This is a genomic window from Streptomyces sp. NBC_01622, from assembly GCF_045209635.1.
Taxonomy (GTDB): Bacteria; Actinomycetota; Actinomycetes; order Streptomycetales; family Streptomycetaceae; genus Streptomyces.
Genome location: NZ_CP109293.1, coordinates 2432791 through 2451134, shown reverse-complemented (window position 1 = coordinate 2451134; position 18344 = coordinate 2432791). Strand labels below are relative to the sequence as shown.

The 18344-nt window shown below is 71.2% G+C and carries 17 protein-coding genes; 7 read left to right on the top strand and 10 right to left on the bottom strand.

What is annotated here, in order from left to right:
• Positions 1 to 73: 73 nt before the first annotated feature.
• Positions 74 to 673: an NTP transferase domain-containing protein gene (locus tag OH768_RS11220; RefSeq protein ID WP_406452591.1), complete on the bottom strand. Its 600-nt coding sequence runs from the start codon at positions 671 to 673 to the stop codon at positions 74 to 76.
• A 190-nt stretch (positions 674 to 863) separates the two neighbouring features.
• On the opposite strand from OH768_RS11220, the gene OH768_RS11215 reads away from it, so the two are divergent.
• A complete protein-coding gene (locus OH768_RS11215; RefSeq protein WP_406452589.1) occupies positions 864 to 1184 on the top strand; it encodes a DUF5955 family protein in 321 nt (106 codons plus the stop codon).
• Position 1185: 1 nt separating this feature from the next.
• Here the strand turns inward: OH768_RS11215 and OH768_RS11210 are convergent, their stop codons facing one another.
• Both OH768_RS11210 and OH768_RS11205 read right to left on the bottom strand, forming a co-directional pair.
• A complete protein-coding gene (locus OH768_RS11210) occupies positions 1186 to 1881 on the bottom strand; it encodes a DUF6304 family protein (protein ID WP_406452587.1) in 696 nt (231 codons plus the stop codon).
• A complete protein-coding gene (locus tag OH768_RS11205; RefSeq protein ID WP_406452585.1) occupies positions 1878 to 2672 on the bottom strand; it encodes an IclR family transcriptional regulator in 795 nt (264 codons plus the stop codon). Before OH768_RS11205 ends, OH768_RS11210 begins: the two co-directional genes overlap by 4 nt.
• Before the next feature lie 283 nt (positions 2673 to 2955).
• Here OH768_RS11205 and allB point away from each other — a divergent pair, with 283 nt between their 5' ends.
• Positions 2956 to 4293 (top strand): allantoinase AllB, encoded by a 1338-nt coding sequence (gene allB / locus OH768_RS11200; protein WP_406452583.1) that lies wholly within the window; start codon positions 2956 to 2958, stop codon positions 4291 to 4293.
• 48 nt (positions 4294 to 4341) lie between these two features.
• Positions 4342 to 5457: an allantoicase gene (gene alc, locus OH768_RS11195; RefSeq protein WP_406452581.1), complete on the top strand. Its 1116-nt coding sequence runs from the start codon at positions 4342 to 4344 to the stop codon at positions 5455 to 5457.
• Positions 5458 to 5709: 252 nt separating this feature from the next.
• Here alc and OH768_RS11190 read toward each other — a convergent pair whose 3' ends face one another.
• Entirely contained in the window at positions 5710 to 6456 is a 747-nt protein-coding gene (locus OH768_RS11190) for an SDR family oxidoreductase (protein ID WP_406452579.1), read from the bottom strand.
• A 100-nt stretch (positions 6457 to 6556) separates the two neighbouring features.
• Here OH768_RS11190 and OH768_RS11185 point away from each other — a divergent pair, with 100 nt between their 5' ends.
• The 4 genes from OH768_RS11185 to OH768_RS11170 all read left to right on the top strand — a co-directional run bounded on the left by OH768_RS11185 (position 6557) and on the right by OH768_RS11170 (position 11902).
• On the top strand, positions 6557 to 7372 hold the full coding sequence (locus OH768_RS11185) for an AIM24 family protein (protein WP_406452577.1): 816 nt from the start codon (positions 6557 to 6559) through the stop codon (positions 7370 to 7372).
• A 358-nt stretch (positions 7373 to 7730) separates the two neighbouring features.
• Positions 7731 to 8357 (top strand): dihydrofolate reductase family protein, encoded by a 627-nt coding sequence (locus OH768_RS11180; RefSeq protein WP_406452575.1) that lies wholly within the window; start codon positions 7731 to 7733, stop codon positions 8355 to 8357.
• 88 nt (positions 8358 to 8445) lie between these two features.
• Positions 8446 to 9351: a DMT family transporter gene (locus tag OH768_RS11175; RefSeq protein ID WP_406465231.1), complete on the top strand. Its 906-nt coding sequence runs from the start codon at positions 8446 to 8448 to the stop codon at positions 9349 to 9351.
• Positions 9352 to 9538: 187 nt separating this feature from the next.
• The gene (locus OH768_RS11170) at positions 9539 to 11902 is read left to right on the top strand and encodes a glycosyl hydrolase family 95 catalytic domain-containing protein (RefSeq protein WP_406452573.1); all 2364 of its coding nucleotides are present in this window, start codon (positions 9539 to 9541) and stop codon (positions 11900 to 11902) included.
• A 91-nt stretch (positions 11903 to 11993) separates the two neighbouring features.
• Here the strand turns inward: OH768_RS11170 and OH768_RS11165 are convergent, their stop codons facing one another.
• From OH768_RS11165 to OH768_RS11140, 6 genes are all read right to left on the bottom strand, one after another.
• The gene (locus OH768_RS11165) at positions 11994 to 12992 is read right to left on the bottom strand and encodes a CHRD domain-containing protein (protein ID WP_406452571.1); all 999 of its coding nucleotides are present in this window, start codon (positions 12990 to 12992) and stop codon (positions 11994 to 11996) included.
• A 185-nt stretch (positions 12993 to 13177) separates the two neighbouring features.
• Positions 13178 to 14023 (bottom strand): STM4011 family radical SAM protein, encoded by an 846-nt coding sequence (locus OH768_RS11160; protein ID WP_406452569.1) that lies wholly within the window; start codon positions 14021 to 14023, stop codon positions 13178 to 13180.
• Between the two features lie 9 nt (positions 14024 to 14032).
• Complete coding sequence (locus OH768_RS11155; protein WP_406452567.1) at positions 14033 to 15370, bottom strand: STM4012 family radical SAM protein; 1338 nt, start codon at positions 15368 to 15370, stop codon at positions 14033 to 14035.
• Complete coding sequence (locus tag OH768_RS11150; RefSeq protein ID WP_406465230.1) at positions 15367 to 16182, bottom strand: STM4013/SEN3800 family hydrolase; 816 nt, start codon at positions 16180 to 16182, stop codon at positions 15367 to 15369. The genes OH768_RS11155 and OH768_RS11150 overlap by 4 nt, the downstream gene beginning before the upstream one ends.
• Positions 16183 to 16189: 7 nt before the next feature.
• Positions 16190 to 17371, bottom strand: a complete 1182-nt coding sequence (locus OH768_RS11145) for an STM4014 family protein (RefSeq protein ID WP_406452566.1) — start codon at positions 17369 to 17371, stop codon at positions 16190 to 16192.
• Positions 17368 to 18327 (bottom strand): STM4015 family protein, encoded by a 960-nt coding sequence (locus OH768_RS11140; protein ID WP_406452565.1) that lies wholly within the window; start codon positions 18325 to 18327, stop codon positions 17368 to 17370. The genes OH768_RS11145 and OH768_RS11140 overlap by 4 nt, the downstream gene beginning before the upstream one ends.
• Positions 18328 to 18344 lie beyond the last annotated feature (17 nt).

Sequence of the window (18344 nt, the reverse complement as noted above, 5' to 3'; positions counted from 1 at the left end):
CGTGGAAGTTCAATGGTTTGTTGATGTCGAGATTCTCCGCATCGAGCCAAAGTGGCGCTCAGTGTCACCCCGTTCACTCAAGGTGGACGAGATCCGCCTCAGTGTCGATGTCGTACGGCTCGGCCGCATCCCCGCACTCGACGAGCACGACCGCGTCCGCGTGTGCCTTGAGGTAGGTCCGCGCCCCCCGGTCCCCGGTCGCGCTCTCGGCGATCCCGGCCCAGTGCGCGGCCCCGAACAGCACCGGATGCCCGCGTACCCCGTCGTAGGCGGCCGAGACGAGCGAGTCCTCGCCCGTGAACCCGGCCAGCACCCGCGTCACCGCCTCCGCACCGATCCCGGGCTGGTCGACGAGCGACACGAGCACCGCCCGCGCCCCCGTACCGGCGAGCGAGTCGAGCCCGGCCCGCAGCGAGGACCCCATGCCCCGCTCCCACTCCGGGTTCTCCACGACCACGCACCCGGTCAGCTCCGCCCGCTCCCGTACGGCGTCGGCGCGCGCCCCCAGGACCACGTGGACGCGGCTGAGCCCGGCCGCGCGCAACACCCCGACCGCGTGCTCCACAAGGGGCCGCCCCCGGTGTTCCAGCAGCGCCTTGGGCCGCCCGCCGAGCCGCCGGCCGCCCCCGGCGGCGAGCAGCAGCCCGGCCACCTGGTCTTCGTTTCGCGTCATACGTCCTGCATACCTGACCGGGCGGCGACGGCACGGAATCCTCCGACTTAATTTCGGTCCGCGGAGTGGCGCAGCCCGTACCGGGTGGCGTTTACTGGCCCGCGTCCCTCGGCGCCCGACCAGTGTTGCGGGGTGCGCGCGGCGGGATCACAAAGTTCTTGCGCACGAAGACGTGCGAGGGGGGAGAGCTGTGTTGCGGAGCTTGGGGCAGAGGCCAGTGACCGGCAGCGACGAGGATCCGAGGGTGGCGGAACTGCGGACCGCGGTGTCCCGGTTACGCCGCGAACTGGCCGCGCATCCGGCCGAGTTTTCCGACCGCGTCATCGCCGAGGACGAACTCGCGGCGCTGGCCGCGATGACCATCGACGGCATCCCCGAAATCCCGCGCCTGCGTCGCTCGTTGCTCCTCATCGCCGGCGCGATCGGCTCGGTGAGCGCCCTCGCGCGGGGTTTGACGGACGTACGCAACGCCGTCGACCTGTTCGGTCAACCCAGGGGCGGGCAGGGCTAGTTCACCACCATGCTCGGAACGGGAACGCTCCCCGGTAGCCCGCGTCCCCGGCCCGCTGCTCGAACTCCTCGCAGAGCCAGGTCTCCTGGACGAACTCGGTGCGCGCGTCCCAGGCATCGAAGATGTTGTTCGGGCCGCGCTTGCCCTCGACCAGCCGGTAGATGTCCTTGGCGCCGCGGAAACAGGCCAGGCCGCTCATCAGCCCGTGCCCCACCGGGTGGTAGTCGGACCACACGCACGCGACGCAGGCCCGCAGCCGCGTCCCGTCGGGCAGTCGCCGCTGGAGCTCGTTCAGCGCGTCCTCGAAGTCGTCGTCGCCGTCGTTGCGGTACTGGCGGCCGTCCAGGCGCAGGGTGGTGGTCAAGGTCTCCGCGTCCAGCCCCCTGCCCGGTCCGGCCGGCGCCCCGAGCCGCAACGCGCAGTCCAGCACCGCCTTACGCACGCCCTGCCCCTCGACCGCGACGGACATCGGCACCTCCCACTCCAGGAGGCAGGAGCACAACGCCCCGTCGAAGAAGGTGAACGGGTCCTCCGGCGGCTCGCCGCCCAGCGCGCCGAGGTCGTCCATGCTGTCGCCCTCGAAGCGGACACCCCGGATCGTCGTACGGATCGACTCCCGCCCGTCCGACTCGAAGACGACCGCCTCGGCGCCGTGCCGGTCGGTGTACCTGCCCGGCCAGAACCGCCCGGCGCTCACGCCGGGTTCTGGCTGGCCAGGGCCTCCGACAGTTCGCCGGCCACCTGCTGGAGGATCGGCACGATCTTCTCGGTCGCCGGCTCGGTGACCCGGCCCGCCGGCCCCGAGATCGAAATCGCGGCGGCGGTGGGGGAGTTGGGCACGGAGACCGCGAGGCAGCGGACGCCGATCTCCTGCTCGTTGTCGTCGATCGCGTAGCCGAGCCGGCGCACGTCCTCCAGGGCCGCGAGAAAACCCTCGGGCGTGGTGATCGTCTTCTCGGTAGCGGCCGGCATGCCGGTCCGGGCGAGCAGCGCGCGCACCTCGTGGTCCGGGGTGTTGGCGAGCAGGGCCTTGCCGACACCCGTGGAGTGCGGCAGGACGCGTCGGCCGACCTCGGTGAACATCCGCATCGAGTGCTTGGACGGCACCTGTGCCACGTACACGATCTCGTCCCCGTCGAGCAGTGCCATGTTCGCGGTCTCGCCGGTCTCCTCGACCAGCCGGGCCAGGTAGGGGCGGGCCCAGGTGCCGAGCAGCCGGGACGCGGTCTCGCCGAGGCGGATCAGCCGCGGGCCGAGGGCGTACCGCCGGTTGGTCTGCTGACGGACGTAACCGCAGACCACCAGCGTGCGCATCAGCCGGTGGATGGTGGGCAGCGGCAGGCCGCTGCTCGCGGAGAGCTCGCTCAGGCCGACCTCACCGCCCGCGTCGGCCATCCGCTCCAGCAGGTCGAAGGCGCGCTCGAGGGACTGGACACCACCCGTGGCGGACTTGGTGGAGTCGGTGCTGCTGGCGCTGGACGGCGGCACGGCGCGTTCCTTTCGGCACGGGCGGGAAGGGCTGAAGCCTACCCGGGGGTCGGTTGACTCCCCGCCTGTGCGTAGTTACGTTCTGCTTGCCGGAAGTTTAATTCCGCTTTGTGGAAACGTTCAGAGTATGTGCGGTGGGTGCATCGTGGAGAAGTGTGCCCTTGACGGTACGGGGGCGGGAGTGAAGACTCCTTCAACAGAACGTTGAATTCCGTTACGTGGACGTAAATCCCGTTTCCCGGATGTAACGGAAGTGACAACGGCGGCAGAGAGAGGGGTCCGGGTGTCCGACGCTGAACTGGTGGTGCGCTCCACACGTGTCATCACTCCCGAGGGAACACGCGCCGCGGCGGTCGCGGTCACCGGCGGGAAGATCACGGCCGTCCTGCCCTACGACGCCCAAGTCCCGTCCGGAGCACGGTTCGAGGACTTCGGCGACGACGTCGTGCTGCCCGGGCTGGTCGACACGCATGTGCATGTGAACGACCCCGGCCGCACCCACTGGGAGGGCTTCTGGACCGCCACGCGCGCGGCGGCGGCCGGCGGCATCACCACCCTGATCGACATGCCGCTCAACTCCCTCCCGCCGACCACGACGGTCGACAACCTCCGTACCAAGCAGGAGGTCGCGGCGGCGAAGGCCCACATCGACGTCGGCTTCTGGGGCGGCGCCCTGCCCGACAACGTCAAGGACCTGCGCCCGCTGCACGACGCCGGCGTCTTCGGCTTCAAGGCGTTCCTGTCCCCGTCCGGCGTGGACGAGTTCCCGCACCTGGACCAGGACCAACTGGCCCGTTCCCTGGCCGAGATCGCCGGTTTCGGCGGCCTGCTCATCGTGCACGCCGAGGACCCGCACCACCTCGAGGCGGCCCCGCAGCACGGCGGCCCCAAGTACGCCGATTTTCTTGCCAGTCGGCCCCGCGACGCCGAGGACACGGCCATCGCCGGGCTGATCGCCGCCGCCAAGCGCCTCGACGCGCGCGTGCACGTCCTGCATCTCTCCTCCTCCGACGCGCTGCCGCTGATCGCCGCCGCCAAGGCCGAGGGTGTCCGCATCACGGTGGAGACGTGCCCGCACTACCTGACCCTCACGGCCGAGGAAGTCCCGGACGGCGCAAGCGAGTTCAAGTGCTGCCCGCCCATCCGCGAGTCCGCCAACCAGGACCTGCTGTGGCAGGCGCTGGCCGACGGCACGATCGACTGCGTGGTGACGGACCACTCGCCCTCCACCGCCGACCTGAAGACCGCCGACTTCGCCACCGCGTGGGGCGGCATCTCCGGCCTCCAGTTGAGCCTCGCGGCGGTGTGGACGGAGGCGCGCAAGCGGGGCTACGGACTTGAGGAAGTGGTCCGCTGGATGTCCTCAAGGACCGCACAGCTGGCGGGACTTGAGCAGAAAGGCGCCATCGGGGCGGGCCGCGACGCCGACTTCGCGGTCCTCGCGCCCGACGAGACGTTCACCGTGGACCCGGCCGCCCTCCAGCACCGCAACCGCGTCACGGCGTACGCCGGAAAGACCCTCAGCGGCGTCGTGAAGTCGACCTGGCTGCGCGGCGAACGCATCGTGCTGGACGGCGAGTTCACCGACCCGAAGGGCCAACTCCTGACCCGTACCCCCTGATTCACAACCTCCGCACCCGCAGCGGCCGACTCCCGAAAGGCAAATTCAGTGACGGCGATTCCGAGCTTCACCGGCGACGCGAACCCCTACGGAGGCGGTGACCCGTACGCGGACTACCGCACGGCCGACTTCCCCTTCACCCAGTACGCCAACCTCGCCGACCGGCAGCTCGGGGCCGGAGTCATCGCCGCCAACGACGAGTTCTTCGCCCAGCGCGAGAACCTCCTGGTGCCCGGGCCCGCCGAGTTCGACCCCGAGCACTTCGGCCACAAGGGCAAGATCATGGACGGCTGGGAGACCCGCCGCCGCCGCGGTGCCTCGGCGGAGCACCCCTGGCCGACGGCCGGGGACCACGACTGGGCACTGGTCCGGCTCGGCGCGCCCGGCGTGATCCGGGGGATCGTCGTCGACACGGCCCACTTCCGCGGCAACTACCCGCAGGCGGTGTCGGTCGAGGCCACCTCGGTGCCGGGCTTCCCGTCCCCCGAGGACCTGCTCTCCGACGACGTGAAGTGGACGACCCTGGTCCCGCGCACACCGGTCGGCGGCCACGCGGCGAATGGTTTCTCCATCTCGGTCGAGCAGCGCTTCACCCACCTCCGCGTCAACCAGCACCCCGACGGCGGCATCGCGCGCCTACGGGTCTACGGCGAGGTCGTCCCCGACCCCAACTGGCTGGCGGCGCTGGGCACTTTCGACGTGGTCGCCCTGGAGAACGGCGGCCGGGCGGAGGACGCGTCCAACCTCTTCTACTCACCCGCCACCAACACCATCCAGCCCGGCCGCTCCCGCAAGATGGACGACGGCTGGGAGACCCGCCGCCGCCGCGACCAGGGCAACGACTGGATCCGCTACGCCCTGGCCGCCCAGTCCCGGATCCGCGCCGTCGAGCTCGACACGGCCTACCTGAAGGGCAACAGCGCGGGCTGGGCGTCGGTGTCGGTACGCGACGGCGACACCGGCGACTGGCACGAGATCCTCCCGCGCACCCGCCTTCAGCCCGACACGAACCACCGCTTCGTGCTCCCCACTCCGGCGATCGGGACGCACGCGCGCGTGGAGATCTACCCGGACGGCGGGATCTCACGGCTGCGGTTGTTCGGTTCCCTGACGGAGCAGGGAGCGGCGGCGCTGGCGGCACGGCACCAGGAACTGGGCGGCTGACGCGGGCTTGCGGCCTTCGGGGCGCCGGCCTCTCGAACGCCGGACCGGCATGGTCAGCCGGTCCGGCGCCTCTCCAGCGCAGGCCGGCACAATCCAGCCCGTCCGGCGCCTTGCCAACGGAGGCCGCCAATATCCAGCCCGTCCGGCGTTTGAGGACGAGGCCCCTTCAGGGCCGAAGCGGGGTCTGGGGGCGCAGCCCCCAGGGACGCGAGCCACAACGCACCCGCGCGTACCCGGCCAACCGCCGGGGGCCTACGCTGCGTGCCCGCCGTCCACCGCGAACTCCGCCCCCGTGACGTACTCCGCCCCCGCCAGATACGCGACCATCGACGCCACCTCGTCAGCCGTCCCGAAGCGCCCCAGCGCCGTCGTGGCAGCCTGGTCGGCCGCGTACGGTCCGTCCGCCGGGTTCATGTCGGTGTCCGTGGGCCCCGGGTGCACGATGTTCGCGGTGATCCCGCGTCCGCCCAGCTCACGGGCGAGTGCCTTCGTCAGGCCGATCAGCGCCGACTTGCTGGTCGCGTAGAGGGTCCCGCCCGGGCCGGGCACCCGCTGTGTCATGCACGTACCGATCGTGATGATGCGGCCCCCGGACGTCATCCGCGCGGCAGCCGCCTGAGAGGTCAGGAACACCCCGCGGACGTTCACCGCCAGGACCCGGTCCACATCGGCGAGGGACAGCCCGTCCAGCGGACCGAGCACACCCACCCCCACGTTGTTCACCAGCACATCGAGCCCGCCCAGTGCCTCCGCCGTACGCTCCACCGCGGCCGCCGCCCCGGCGGCATCCGCGGAGTCCGCGCGCAGCGCGACCGCCCGCCGTCCCAGCGCCTCCATCCGCCCTACGACGTCCTCGGCCGCCTCCTTGCCCTCCACATAGGTGACGGCCACGTCCGCACCGTCCCGCGCCAGCCGCAGGGCCGTCGCCGCACCGATGCCGCGACTGCCGCCGGTGACCAGGGCGACCTTGCCGTTCAGGGTTCCGCAAGTCGTTGTCATGGGCCCATCCCAGCGGTCGGCGCACCCGCGTGCTGGCGGCGAACGGACGCCGACCTCGCGCGGCCGGAACTGATTCCGCCACCTCCGGCGTTCTCCCGTCGTGACCCTTCAGCAAGAAATCGTCGGCAACGCCATGCAGATGGCGGTCGTCAACCTGAGCCCCGGCCAGACCGTGTACTGCGAGGCCGGGAAGTTCCTCTTCAAGACGACGAACGTGACCATGGAGACCCGTCTGAGCGGCCCGCCCGGCGCCGGACAGCAGCCGGGCGGCGCCGGCTCCGGCGGTATGGGCGGCATGCTCCGGCAGGCCGTGGGGACGGCCATGCAGGTCGGCCAGCGCGCGCTCGCGGGCGAGTCGCTGGCGTTCCAGTACTTCACCTCCCAGGGCGGCGAGGGCACCGTCGGCTTCGCGGGCGTGCTCCCCGGTGAGATGCGCGCCCTGGAACTGGACGGCACGCGCGCGTGGTTCGCGGAGAAGGACGCCTTCGTGGCCGCCGAGTCCAGCGTCCAGTTCGGCATCGCCTTCCAGGGCGGCCGTACCGGCATGAGCGGCGGCGAGGGCTTCGTCCTGGAGAAGTTCACCGGGCGCGGCACGGTGATCATCGCCGGCGCGGGCAACTTCATCGACCTGAACCCGGCCGACTTCGGCGGCCGCATCGAGGTCGACACCGGCTGCCTCGTCGCCTTCGAGGAGGGCATCCAGTACGGCGTCCAGCGCATCGGCGGCCTCAACCGCCAGGGCCTGATGAACGCCGTGTTCGGCGGTGAGGGCCTCTCCCTGGCCACCCTGGAGGGCAATGGCCGAGTCATCCTCCAGTCCCTCACCATCGAGAGCCTCGCCAACGCCCTGAAGAAGGCCCAGGGCGGCGACAAGCAGGGCCCGACCGGCGGCATGTTCTCGACCCACGCCGGGTGAGGTGCCCCAGGGCCTGTCCGGCGGATCCTGTCGCAGACGCGGGGTGTGGCACGCACTCCCCCACGGCCTAAAGGCGTGGGGGGACCCCCAGCCGCGTTGTCGTCACTCGCCGACGTCCCCCAGCCTTCGGCCGGGAGGTGCCCCCACCGCGTCGCCCGCGGCGGAGCCGCTGATGTCAACGTCTCCTCCGCCTTGCAGCCGCACGCACCACACCCCGCTCACCGGCGCCGGACAGTCACCGTCGCTCTCCTGCGACCTGACCCGCCGTACCGGCCCTGCCGCCGACCGATGAGTTGCGGGGGCGGGCGGGGTCTGAGCTGATGACAACAGACCCCGCACCAGGAAGCAGGCACCCGACATGGGCAAGCTCGTCTCCACCATCTTCGTCACCCTCGACGGCGTCTACCAGGCCCCCGGCGGCCCCGAAGAGGACACCCGCGGCGGCTTCGAGCACGGCGGCTGGAGCTTTGTGTACGGCGACGACGACTTCGGCCGGTTCGTGGTCGAGGTCTTCGACCGCTCCGGTGCCTATCTGCTCGGCCGCCGTACGTACGACATCTTCGCCTCGTACTGGCCGAACATGACCGACCCCGCCGACCCGATCGCGTCCAAGCTGAACGCCCTGCCGAAGTACGTCGCCTCGGCCACCCTGACCGACCCCTCCTGGGCCGGCACCACCGTCCTCGGCGGCGACCTCGCCAAGGAGGTCGCCGGCCTCAAGGAGCGCACCGAGGGCGAGGTCCAGGTGCACGGCAGCGGCGCCCTCGTCCGCTCCCTCCTGGAGCTCGACCTCCTCGACACCATCCACCTGGTGACCTTCCCGGTCGTGCTCGGCACCGGCCTGCGCCTGTTCCCCGAGGGCACCACGCCCAAGGCCTTCAAGCGCACGGGCGGGACCATCACCAGCACCGGGGTCTCCATCCAGTCGTACGACCTGGCGGGCCGCCCGGCCTACGGCTCGTACGCCGAACTGGAAAACGCCTAGTCAGCCGGGGTCCGTGCCGGTACCGTGATCGTTCCGTGTGGCAGCCGCCGATGTCTCCACCCCGCCGGAGACCGGGAGAGCCGCCCCCATGTCCTCGATCGCCGTACCGCGCGCCGCCGCGCCCCGCCGCACCTGGTCGACCGACCTGCCCGTCCTGCTGGTCGCCGTGGTCTGGGGCGCCAGCTATCTCGCCGCCAAGGACATCACCACCGCCCGCACGGTCCTCGCCGTCCTGGTCCTGCGCTTCGCCCTCGTCCTGCCCGTTCTGGCGGTCGTCGGCCACCGCTCGCTGCGCGCCCTGACGGCCGCCCAGTGGCGCGGCGCGGCCCTGCTCGGGCTGATCCTCGCCGGGATCTTCCTCCTGGAGACCTACGGCGTCGTCCACACCTCGGCGACGAACGCGGGCCTCATCATCAGCCTCACCATGATCTTCACCCCGCTCGCCGAGGCCGCCGTGACCCGCACCAGGCCGTCCCGCGCCTTCCTCGGGGCCGCCGCCCTCTCCGTGCTCGGCGTACTGCTGCTGACCCAGGGCGCCGGCTTCAGCCGCCCCTCCCTGGGCGACCTCCTCATGCTGCTCGCGGCCCTGGCCCGCACCCTGCACGTGCTGGCCATGTCCCGCAGCAAGGCGGTCCGGGGTGCCGACGCGCTGCCCCTGACCACCGTCCAACTCGGCGCCGCCGTAGGGGTGTTCGCGCTGCTGTCGACCGGCGCCGACACCACACCGTGGGCGACGGCGGCCAACTTCGGGCCGCGCGAATGGGCCGGGCTGCTGTTCCTGTCCGTGTTCTGCACCCTGTTCGCCTTCTTCGTCCAGATGTGGGCGGTACGCCGGACCTCCCCTTCCAGGGTCAGCCTGCTGCTCGGTACCGAGCCCCTGTGGGCTGCTGCGGCCGGCATCGCGCTCGGCGGGGAACGGCTCGGCGCGTTCGGGCTGGCGGGCGGCGTGCTCGTCCTGGTGGGGACGGCATGGGGACGCGGCGCCGCACGGTGACTCCCGGAAAGGTCAACGACATCGGTCATTCATCCGATAAATAGTCCTGGTACGTTCGCGAATCGCCTCTTTGGTGGCGAAGGGATGCCCTAGAGGTCGGATCTTTTGGCTGCACGACCATTGCTTGTTCCTCGGCATCTCATTAATTTACGAATTAATCCCGACCGCCTGCCCGAGGAGATCCGCCGTGCCTCCTTCCTCCCGCCGCGACTTCCTTCGTCTGACCGGTGTCGCCGGTGGTGGTCTCGCCGCCTTCGGTGGACTGCCCCCGTTCGTGGCGCATGCCGGCCCCGAGCGTCCCGCTCACGCGGACATCGTTCCGGAGGCCGAGGCCACCACTCTCTGGTACCGGCAGCCGGCCGACGAGTCGCGCATCATCCAAGAGGCGCTTCCTGTGGGCAACGGCAGGATGGGTGCCCTGGTCGGCTGCGACCCCGCGGACGACTTCCTGTACATCACGGACGGTTCGTTCTGGACGGGCGGGCGCAACGACACCCCCACCAGCGACGGTCAACTTCCGTACGGAGCCGATGACTTCGGCAGTTTCGGGCTGCTGGCCAAGCTCCGCGTCACGTTGCCGGGCCACACCGCACAGGAGATCAGCGGCTACCGGCGCAGCCTCGACCTGAGCAACGGTGTCGTGTCGGCGACCTATCAGCACCGCGGAGCTCGTTTCCGCCGGGAGATCTACGCCAGCCACCCGGACGACGTGATCGTGATCCGGCTCACCGGAGGCGGCCACACCGGTGCGATCTCGCTGGAGGGCACGCACGGCGAGACCACGGCGGCCGACGGGAAACAGCTCTCGTTCGCCGCGACCCTGAAGAACGGCTTGCGGTACGCGGCCTCCGTCACCGCCGTGAGCAGCACCGGAACCATCAGCGCCGAGGACGGCAAGCTGTCCTTCTCCGGCTGCCGCGAGCTGCTGATCGCGGTCTGCGCGGGTACCGACTACTCGCCCGATGCCGACCAGGACTTCCGGGACGAGTCCCTGGTCCCGCTCACAGTGGCCCGTACCAAGACCGCTGCCGCGGCGAAGGTCTCCGGCGCCGCTCTCCTCGCCACCCATGTGGTCGACTACCGGCGCCTCTACGACCGCTTCTCGATCGATCTCGGCAGATCCTCGACGGTGCAGCGGTCGCTGGACTCGTGGTCGCGCATCGCCGTCAGACACACCGACGCGTCCACCCCGGACCCGGAGCTGGAGGCCGCCTACGTCCAGTACGGCCGCTACCTGACCATCACCGGGTCCAGGGACTGGTTGCCCCTGAACCTCCAGGGGCTGTGGATCCACAACAACACCCCTGACTGGTACGCCGATTACCACACCGACATCAACGTGCAGATGAACTACTGGCTGGCCGACCCCGCCGGACTGGGCGACAACGCGCACGCGCTCGCCCGCTACTGCCGGTCCCAGCTTCCGGTCTGGACCGATGTGACCAGACGGCTCTTCAACAGCCCCGACAATCGTTTCCGCAACAGCACGGGCGACGTGGCCGGCTGGGCCATCGCCTTCTCCACCAACATCTACGGCGGCAGCGGCTGGGCCTGGCACCCCTCGGGCAACGCCTGGCTCTGTGCCACGCTGTGGCGCCACTACGAGTACTCCCAGGACCGCGCGTATCTGGAGACGATCTATCCGGTGCTGAAAGGGGCCGCCGAGTTCTGGAAGGCGCGGCTGATCACCACCGAGGTGACCGACGTGGACGGCTCGTCCCACGAGGTCCTGGTGGACGACACCTCCTGGTCGCCGGAGCACGGACCGGACGGCAAGGGAAACACCTACGCGCAGGAGCTGGCGTGGGAACTCTTCCGGGAGTTCGCCGTCGCGGCCCGCACTCTGCGTCGCGACGAGGACCTCGCCGCCGAGCTGGATTCGATGCGGGCCCGGCTCTACCTCCCGCGCGTCAGCCCGAAGACCGGCTGGCTGGAGGAGTGGATGAGCCCCGACAATCTCGGTGAGACGACACACCGTCATCTGTCACCGCTCATCGGATTCTTTCCCGGCGACCGGATCTCCGTCGACACCAGCCCGCGCGAACTGGTGGACGGCGTACGCGCACTCCTCACCGCCAGGGGAATGGACAGCTTCGGCTGGGCCTGCGCCTGGCGATCACTGTGCTGGTCGCGGCTCAAGGACGCCGAAAAGGCCTACCAGCTCTATCTCACCGTGCTGCGCCCTTCGATGAACAACGGCAACGGGACCTCGGCGAACTGGTTCGACATGTACAGCCAGGGCAGCTACACGATCTTCCAGATCGACGCCAACCTCGGCGGCCCCGCCGCCGCGCTGGAGATGATCCTGTACTCGAGGCCGGGAGTCCTCGAACTGCTCCCGGCGCTGCCGAAGGCCTGGTCGGCGAAGGGTTCCGTCACCGGGATCGGCGCCCGCGGCGGATTCACGGTCGACTTCTCCTGGCGGGACGGCAGGGCGACCACGGTGACGGTCCGGAGCGTCGGAGGAACGGAGACGGAGCTCCGCGCCGGAAAGGTGCGCAGGAAGATCTCCCTCAAGCCCGGGGCATCCGTGAAGATCGACCTCTCCTGAGCGGGAACACACGGCGATGCGAGTCCGCGCGGGACTCGCATCGCCTGGCTGTGTACGGCTCCGACGGTTCGGGCGGTGCCGCTCGTCGGTGCTACTTCGTGGCGAGGAACAGGTAGTCGGCCGTGTAGGGGACGCGGGCGGTGGGCCGCGTGGCCGGGTTGCAGGTGCCGGCCGGGGCGACGCCGCCCGCGGTGTTGAGCCGCAGGACCGAGGTGGTCTTGGACAGGAGTCCCTCACTCTTGCCGGTCTGCTGTGCGCGGAGCAGGAGTTGGGGGATGTTGCCCGTGCCGTTGTCGAACTTGTTGAGGGCGGTGCCGGTCACCGAGGAGCCGTCGGGAGCGATCCACTGCGGCGGGCCGGCGGGGCCGTGCTTGGCGAAGCTGTGCTGGATGCCGCCCTGGAGGGCGGCGTCGACGTTGTCCTGGGTGAAGGCGTAGGAGCCGTCGTCCTGCTCGGTGCAGGCGTAGATCTGGGCCCCCTTGACGACACCGGCCAGCGCCGAGTGCCGGATGGCGTCGGGCAGCGAGACGGCGCCCGGCAGTGCGACGGCCTGTCCGCGGACCGCGCCGCCGGGGAACTCTGCGGTGTGCAGGTTGAAGTAGAACTGGTCGGGGTGGGCCTTGATACTCCGCAGCAGGTCGGCGTCCTTGACCTTCACTGTGCCGAACACGAACGGCGTACCGCCCTTGAGCTTCTCCATGAAGAACGGGATCTTCACGTCACCGTTGGTGCCCCGCGCACCCTGGTGGAGATGTGCCATGGTCGGGATGCCGATGCCCGTCCACGCGAACGCGAAGGACACCTCGGCGCCCTGGATACGCATGAGGGCCACCGCGCTGCCGTCCTTGTCACCCACCGCCGGCTTGCCCTTGACGGGCACCTCGTTGTCACCGGTGAGGATCGTGGTGAAGTAGCGCGCCCCCGGCGCGTTCTCGGAGTAGCGGCCGATGGCACCCGCCGCCTGCGTCGCCCCTGCCGCCGGATGCGACACGGTGGTGTCGGCCGCACCGTCCACGCCGTTGCAGGCGGTCAGGAGCAGGGTGCCGGTGATCGCGGTCGCGGCGATGGTCCCGAATCGCTTGAACATCATGTGTCTCGTTCTCCCCGTGATTGCCGATCCGCGGTTGCCCCGCGGTCGTTCTCCCTCCATCACGGGGCCCCTGGGGCGATCCCTCAGCCGATGACACTCCTGAGACACGCCTGAGAAGGGACGGCATCACTGAGGACACGATCTTGACATTACGACGCACACCCCCCGTCCACGAACCCGTCGGCTCAGGGGAGGGCGGACGGGACCCGCTCCAGGACACCGCCCGCGAAGACGTCGTACAAGGGCAGGGATTCCAGGTGGACATAGCCGATGTGGCAGTCGCAGACGGCCAGCGGACACGTGCGCGGGCGCAGCGCCGCCCGGTAGGAGCCGTCGTACAGGTTCCCCAGTTCGTCGCGGACGAAGTGGCAGCGGCGGACCGTGCCGGTGCCGTCGACCGAGATCACGGACTCGCCGGTACGGCACGGAAGTCCGGCGCTGCGGTGCGGGTGCCGGCTGTACGGGAACAGGGGGTCGAGCGCGGTCCATTCGTCTGCCTCGGTGTCGCCGTAGGTGTGCCCCTCGGCGGCGTTGATCCAGAGGTAGACGTGCGGGGGCAGGTCGTCGCGGAGCCGGCGGGCCGCCGCCAGATGGGCGGGCAGGCCCACCACGCCGACGCTGAAGCGCACCCCGCGGTCGGCCAGGTCGCGGCACTTGCCGAGGAAACGGTCGTAGGGGGTCTGGCCCGGGTGGTACGTGCACCACAGCGCGAGCGTGTCGAGGTCCGCCTCGGCGAGCCAGCCGGTCCGGCAGCTCAGGTTGGTCTGGATGGCGACCCGGCGCACGTGCGGCAGCCGGGACAGCTCGGTGAGGCTGCGCCGGTACCAGGAGCGGACCAGGCCCTCGCCCCACGGCGTGAACAGGAGCGACAGGTCGTCCTCGCTGTCCGCCGCCCACCGCGCGAAGCGCTCCAACGCCGCCCGGTCCGCGCGGAGTTGGCCGGTCGAGTCGCGCCGCTTGGCGAACGGGCAGTAGGGACAGTCGTAGTCGCAGGACGCGAGCGGCCCCCGGTAGAGGACGGTGAGATCCATGACGGTCCGTCACTTCCGTTCGTAGGCGGCCATGGCGGACCGTACCTCGGGGGAGAACAGCTCCGGCCCCACGACGTCGGAGTGCGCCAGGCCCTCCGGGGTCAGTACCAGCCGCTCGCCCGCCGCACCCGTCAGCCAGCCGCGCCCGGCCAGCCGGTCGAGCTCCGCCCCGAAGTCGTCGTCGGGTGAACTCCCGAAGCGGGCGCGGTAGTCGGCGGCGGACAGCCCCTCGGCCTGGAGGAGGGACTGGAGGAGATGGCGGCGACGCGCCTCGTGTCCGTCCACGCGGTAGCCGACCTCCGCGTGTGCGAAGTCGGTCGTCGTGACGTAGTCGTCGATGATGCCGCGGATCTCGTGCATGCCGACCGCGTAGTCGAAGGAGTAGTGCAGCGCCGACGTGTACGAGCGGGCGCCGCAGCCGAGCCCGATCATGCCGTCCGTCTGGCAGGCGTAGTCGTCGGCGCCCTGGGGCGGGGCGTCGGCCCGGCGGAACATCCGCATCGACTGCTGGACGTAGCCCCGCGCCAGGAGGTGGTCGCGTCCCGCCCGGTACAGCCGCAGCCGCAGCTCGTCCCACGCCGGGTCGACTCCGGCGTCCCCCTGGTGCCGGCCGAGGCCGGTCAACGGCCGGACGTAGAGCGGGTACAGGTACAGCTCCTCGGGCCGCCAGGCCAGGGCCGCGTCCAGGGAGTCGCGCCAGGTCCGCTCGGTCTGGCCGTCGATCCCGTAGATGAGGTCGATGTTGAGGACGGGGACGCCGGCGTCCCGGATCCGGCCGAGCGCTGCCTCCACGTCGGCGCGGCGCTGCGGGCGTACGGCGGCCCTGGCCTCGGTGTCGACGAAGCTCTGGACGCCCAGGCTGAGGCGGGTCGCGCCGCGTTCCGCGAGGACGGCGAGCCGGTCCGCGGTGGCCGTGGCGGGCGAGGCCTCCACGGAGAGCGGGACCGCGCGCAGATCGGCGCCCATGCGCCGCTCGGCGATGTCGCACAGGCGCTCCAGCTCGGAGGCGGTGAGGAAGGTCGGGGTGCCGCCGCCGAACGCCGCCGTGCCGAACCGCACCGGCTCCGCGTCACCGAGCGCCGCCCGGACGGCGTCCGCCTGCCGATCCAGGGCGTCCAGATACGCGCCGGTCAGGCCGTCCGGGGCACCGATGCGGGTGAAGAGGTTGCAGAACCCGCACCGGACCTCGCAGAACGGTATGTGCACATACAGCGAGAGCGCGCCGCGGTCCTGCGCCGCCCACAACTCCCGCAGCGCGGGCCGGTCGGGGAGGCGGCGGTACGCCGTCTTGTGCGGATAGGCGTACACGTAGTGCTGGTAGGGGCTGGTCTGCTGCGCGGTGGTCATCGGACGGCCTCGGCGGGGTCGAGGAAGAAGTGGGCGTACGGCACGGTCCACACGGACTCGTGGCCCAGGCGGTGGCCGGTGTAGCCGTCGTCGCCGTAGGCGGTGCCGTGGTCGGAGCAGACGATGACGAAGCAGGGGCGCCGGGAGCTCGCTGCGGCGAACAGCCGCCCGATGTGCCGGTCGACGTACTCCAGCGCGGCGGCGTGCGTCTCCCGGGTGTCTCCCGCCTCGCGGGTCGCGCCCGGCAGGTGGAACCAGTTGGGCTGGTGCAGTGCCGACACGTTCACGAACAGGAACAGGCGCTGTTCGGCGGGCAGTTGGCCCACCACCTGTTCCACGCGGTCGACCTGGTTCTCGAAGGAGTGCGGCGAGGTGACACCGAACTCCTCCTCCCAGTGCGCTTCCTGGAACAGGCCGGGCAGTACGGAGCCGAGCGGACCGCGCCGGTTGAAGAAGCCCACGCCGCCGACGCAGACGGTGCGGTAGCCGGCCGCCGCGAGCCCGGACACCAGGTCGGGAGTGTCGTAGACGAAGGTGCCCTCGGCGGTCGTCTCGCTGCCGGCGAAACTCGCCGCGAACAGCCGTGGATGCGGGCCGGGTTGGGCTGGAGTGGGCAGGAACCCGGCGAAGATCGCCTGGTGCGAGGCGTACGTGAAACTGCCCGGGGCGTGCCTCTTCTCCCAGCGTCCGCCGGGCAGATGGCGGGCGAGACGCGGGATGCGCCCCTCGGCCGCCAGCTCGGCGGCCACGTCGTGCCGCAGCGTGTCGAGGGTGACCAGCAGGATGTCGTGGTCGCCGACGACCGCGTTCATGTCGGGCTCAGGCATGGGCTGTTCCTGTTCTGTACGGATGACGCGGGCCGCTTCCGGCCGGTGCCCGCAGGACGGCCGCCACCTGCGCGCCGTAGGTGTCCAGACCCTCCGCGCCGCTGCCGGGCAGTCCGGTGAGCCGGGGCAGCAGGTCGCCGAAGGCGTTGACCTCGCCGACGAACGCGCGCCGCCAGCCCACGGCCGGCAGCAGGTCGACCCCCACGCACAGCGTGCGCGGGAAACAGGACGCGGCGCGCTCGCACACGTCCAGGACGTCGGACCACCGGGCGCCCGCGGCGGTGACGGCCCGCCGGACACCGTCGAGGTCGCCGCGGCTGCCGCCCAGATGCAGATTGGTCAGCGGTCCGCGACTGGTGCGCACCACCGCGTGGGTGGCCCGTCCGGCCACGACGACCACCCGGAGATCCGCGGCACGGCCCGCCTGGGAGGCCTTCGGCACCCAGCGTTCGAGATGCAGCCCGTCCGGCGCCAGCGCGTCCACGATGCGTGCGACGTCCCGCTCGTCGTGATACCGCCGCACCCGGAGGGAGTTGTGCAGCGCGCCGTCCGGACCGGTCTCGACGGACGTGGTCGCCCTGATCCGGCCGCCGCCCGCCGTCTCGACCGCGAGGACACCCGACGCCGACGAACCGTGCGCGGGTTTGACGAACAGCCGGGGCATCCGGTGCTCGCGCATCAGCGCCCGTACGTCGTCCCAGCCCTGCACGCGCGCGCCGTGCGGACCCGACGTGGGGGACTCCGGGACGGGCACACCGGCCGCGTCCAGCACGGCGTGACACGTCCGCTTGTCGAACAGCACCGCCAGGTCGTCCGGGTCGGCGAGGGGGATGCCGCCGCGCAGCGTGCGCAGCGCGGCGGTGAACCGCGCGTACCAGCGGGCCGAGCCCTCCACCCGGGTGGGGTCCGTGGCGCCCCGCAGCAGCCGGTCGACCTCGGGGTTCTCGCCGGGGGAGTCGACCCGGACGAACTCGTCGGCGGCGAAGTCCGCACCCCTCGCGCGCAGGACGTCCGTCCAGGCGACGACGCGGGGTGCGGGCAGCCCGGCCGCGCGCACGGCCTCCGTGAAGAGGGACACCCTGCGGTTCTCGGGGTTGCCGACCACCGCGAACCGGAGGCCGGTGCGGGCGGACGACGTGACGGCGGTCGGCCCGGCCGCGGCGGACACGGTCACTCCCCGACGGCGACATAGCGCCAGACCGTGCCGTCGTCCTCCGTGTCCTCGTCGGCGTCGTCACGGTCCAGGTCGACCTCCACGCCCGCCGCCACCAGCGTCTGCCGTATCCGCTCCGCGACGCCCTCGCTGAGGTAGTTGTGGTGCAGGTCCAGCTTCTTGAGATGCGTCAGCGGCTGCCCGCTCAGCAGCGCGACCGCGCCCTCGTCGGTCAGCACGCCCATCGACAGGTCCAGCACCTCCAGGCGCTCCACCACCGGGGCGGCGGCGACCGCGGCGGCCACCGCGTCCTGCATCTCGCTGTTGCGCAGGGCCAGATGACGCAGGCGCGGCAGCCGGGCACCGGACAGGATCGGCTCCAGGTCGGCGGCCTCACTGTCGCCGCCGTAGTCCGGCGTGCCGAGCCACAGGTCCAGGTGCTCCAGAGCGGGCAGGTCACTGGCGCCGATGCCGCGCACCACCTCGACGGGCAGTCCGCCCGTCTCCGCCACCAGCCGGCGCAGCGCACCGTGCCGCAGCGCGGTGAACTCCAGGCCGGTGCCGCCGCGCACACCGAACTCCTCGAGCGCCGGGTAGGCGTTGAGCAGCGGGGTGACGTCGGACTGGTGGATCCAGGAGATCTCGCACTCCTCCATCACCAGGTCGCCGAGGAACAGCGCGCGCAGTGCGGGGAAGGCGTCCCGGGCCTCCATGAGCGCCTCGACGATCGGCGTGGGCGCGGTGTCGTAGGCGTCCTCCCAGCCGCCGATGATCAGGGCCCGGACCCGGGTCGTGTCGACGGCCGAGAGGAAGCGGGCGAACGTCTCGGTCCACGCCTCGTCGGTGTCGTACACGCTGCCGCCGAGGCGCCAGGCGACCGAGTCGGGCTCGGGCAGGCGGCCGGCCGGGGCGTCCGGTCCGGGAAAGGTGAACGAGGGCAGCCGGTACAGCGCGTCGAGGTGCTCACCGATGGTCATGCGGCCGCTCCTGAGAA

Bases quoted from the DNA above. Each gene is read 5' to 3' on its own strand.
- OH768_RS11220 (WP_406452591.1), bottom strand. From the start codon at position 673: ATGACGCGAAACGAAGACCAGGTGGCCGGGCTGCTGCTCGCCGCCGGG.
- OH768_RS11190 (WP_406452579.1), bottom strand. From the start codon at position 6,456: ATGACAACGACTTGCGGAACCCTGAACGGCAAGGTCGCCCTGGTCACC.
- OH768_RS11180 (WP_406452575.1), top strand. From the start codon at position 7,731: ATGGGCAAGCTCGTCTCCACCATCTTCGTCACCCTCGACGGCGTCTAC.
- OH768_RS11175 (WP_406465231.1), top strand. From the start codon at position 8,446: ATGTCCTCGATCGCCGTACCGCGCGCCGCCGCGCCCCGCCGCACCTGG.
- OH768_RS11165 (WP_406452571.1), bottom strand. From the start codon at position 12,992: ATGATGTTCAAGCGATTCGGGACCATCGCCGCGACCGCGATCACCGGC.
- OH768_RS11160 (WP_406452569.1), bottom strand. From the start codon at position 14,023: ATGGATCTCACCGTCCTCTACCGGGGGCCGCTCGCGTCCTGCGACTAC.
- OH768_RS11155 (WP_406452567.1), bottom strand. From the start codon at position 15,370: ATGACCACCGCGCAGCAGACCAGCCCCTACCAGCACTACGTGTACGCC.
- OH768_RS11150 (WP_406465230.1), bottom strand. From the start codon at position 16,182: ATGAACGCGGTCGTCGGCGACCACGACATCCTGCTGGTCACCCTCGAC.
- OH768_RS11140 (WP_406452565.1), bottom strand. From the start codon at position 18,327: ATGACCATCGGTGAGCACCTCGACGCGCTGTACCGGCTGCCCTCGTTC.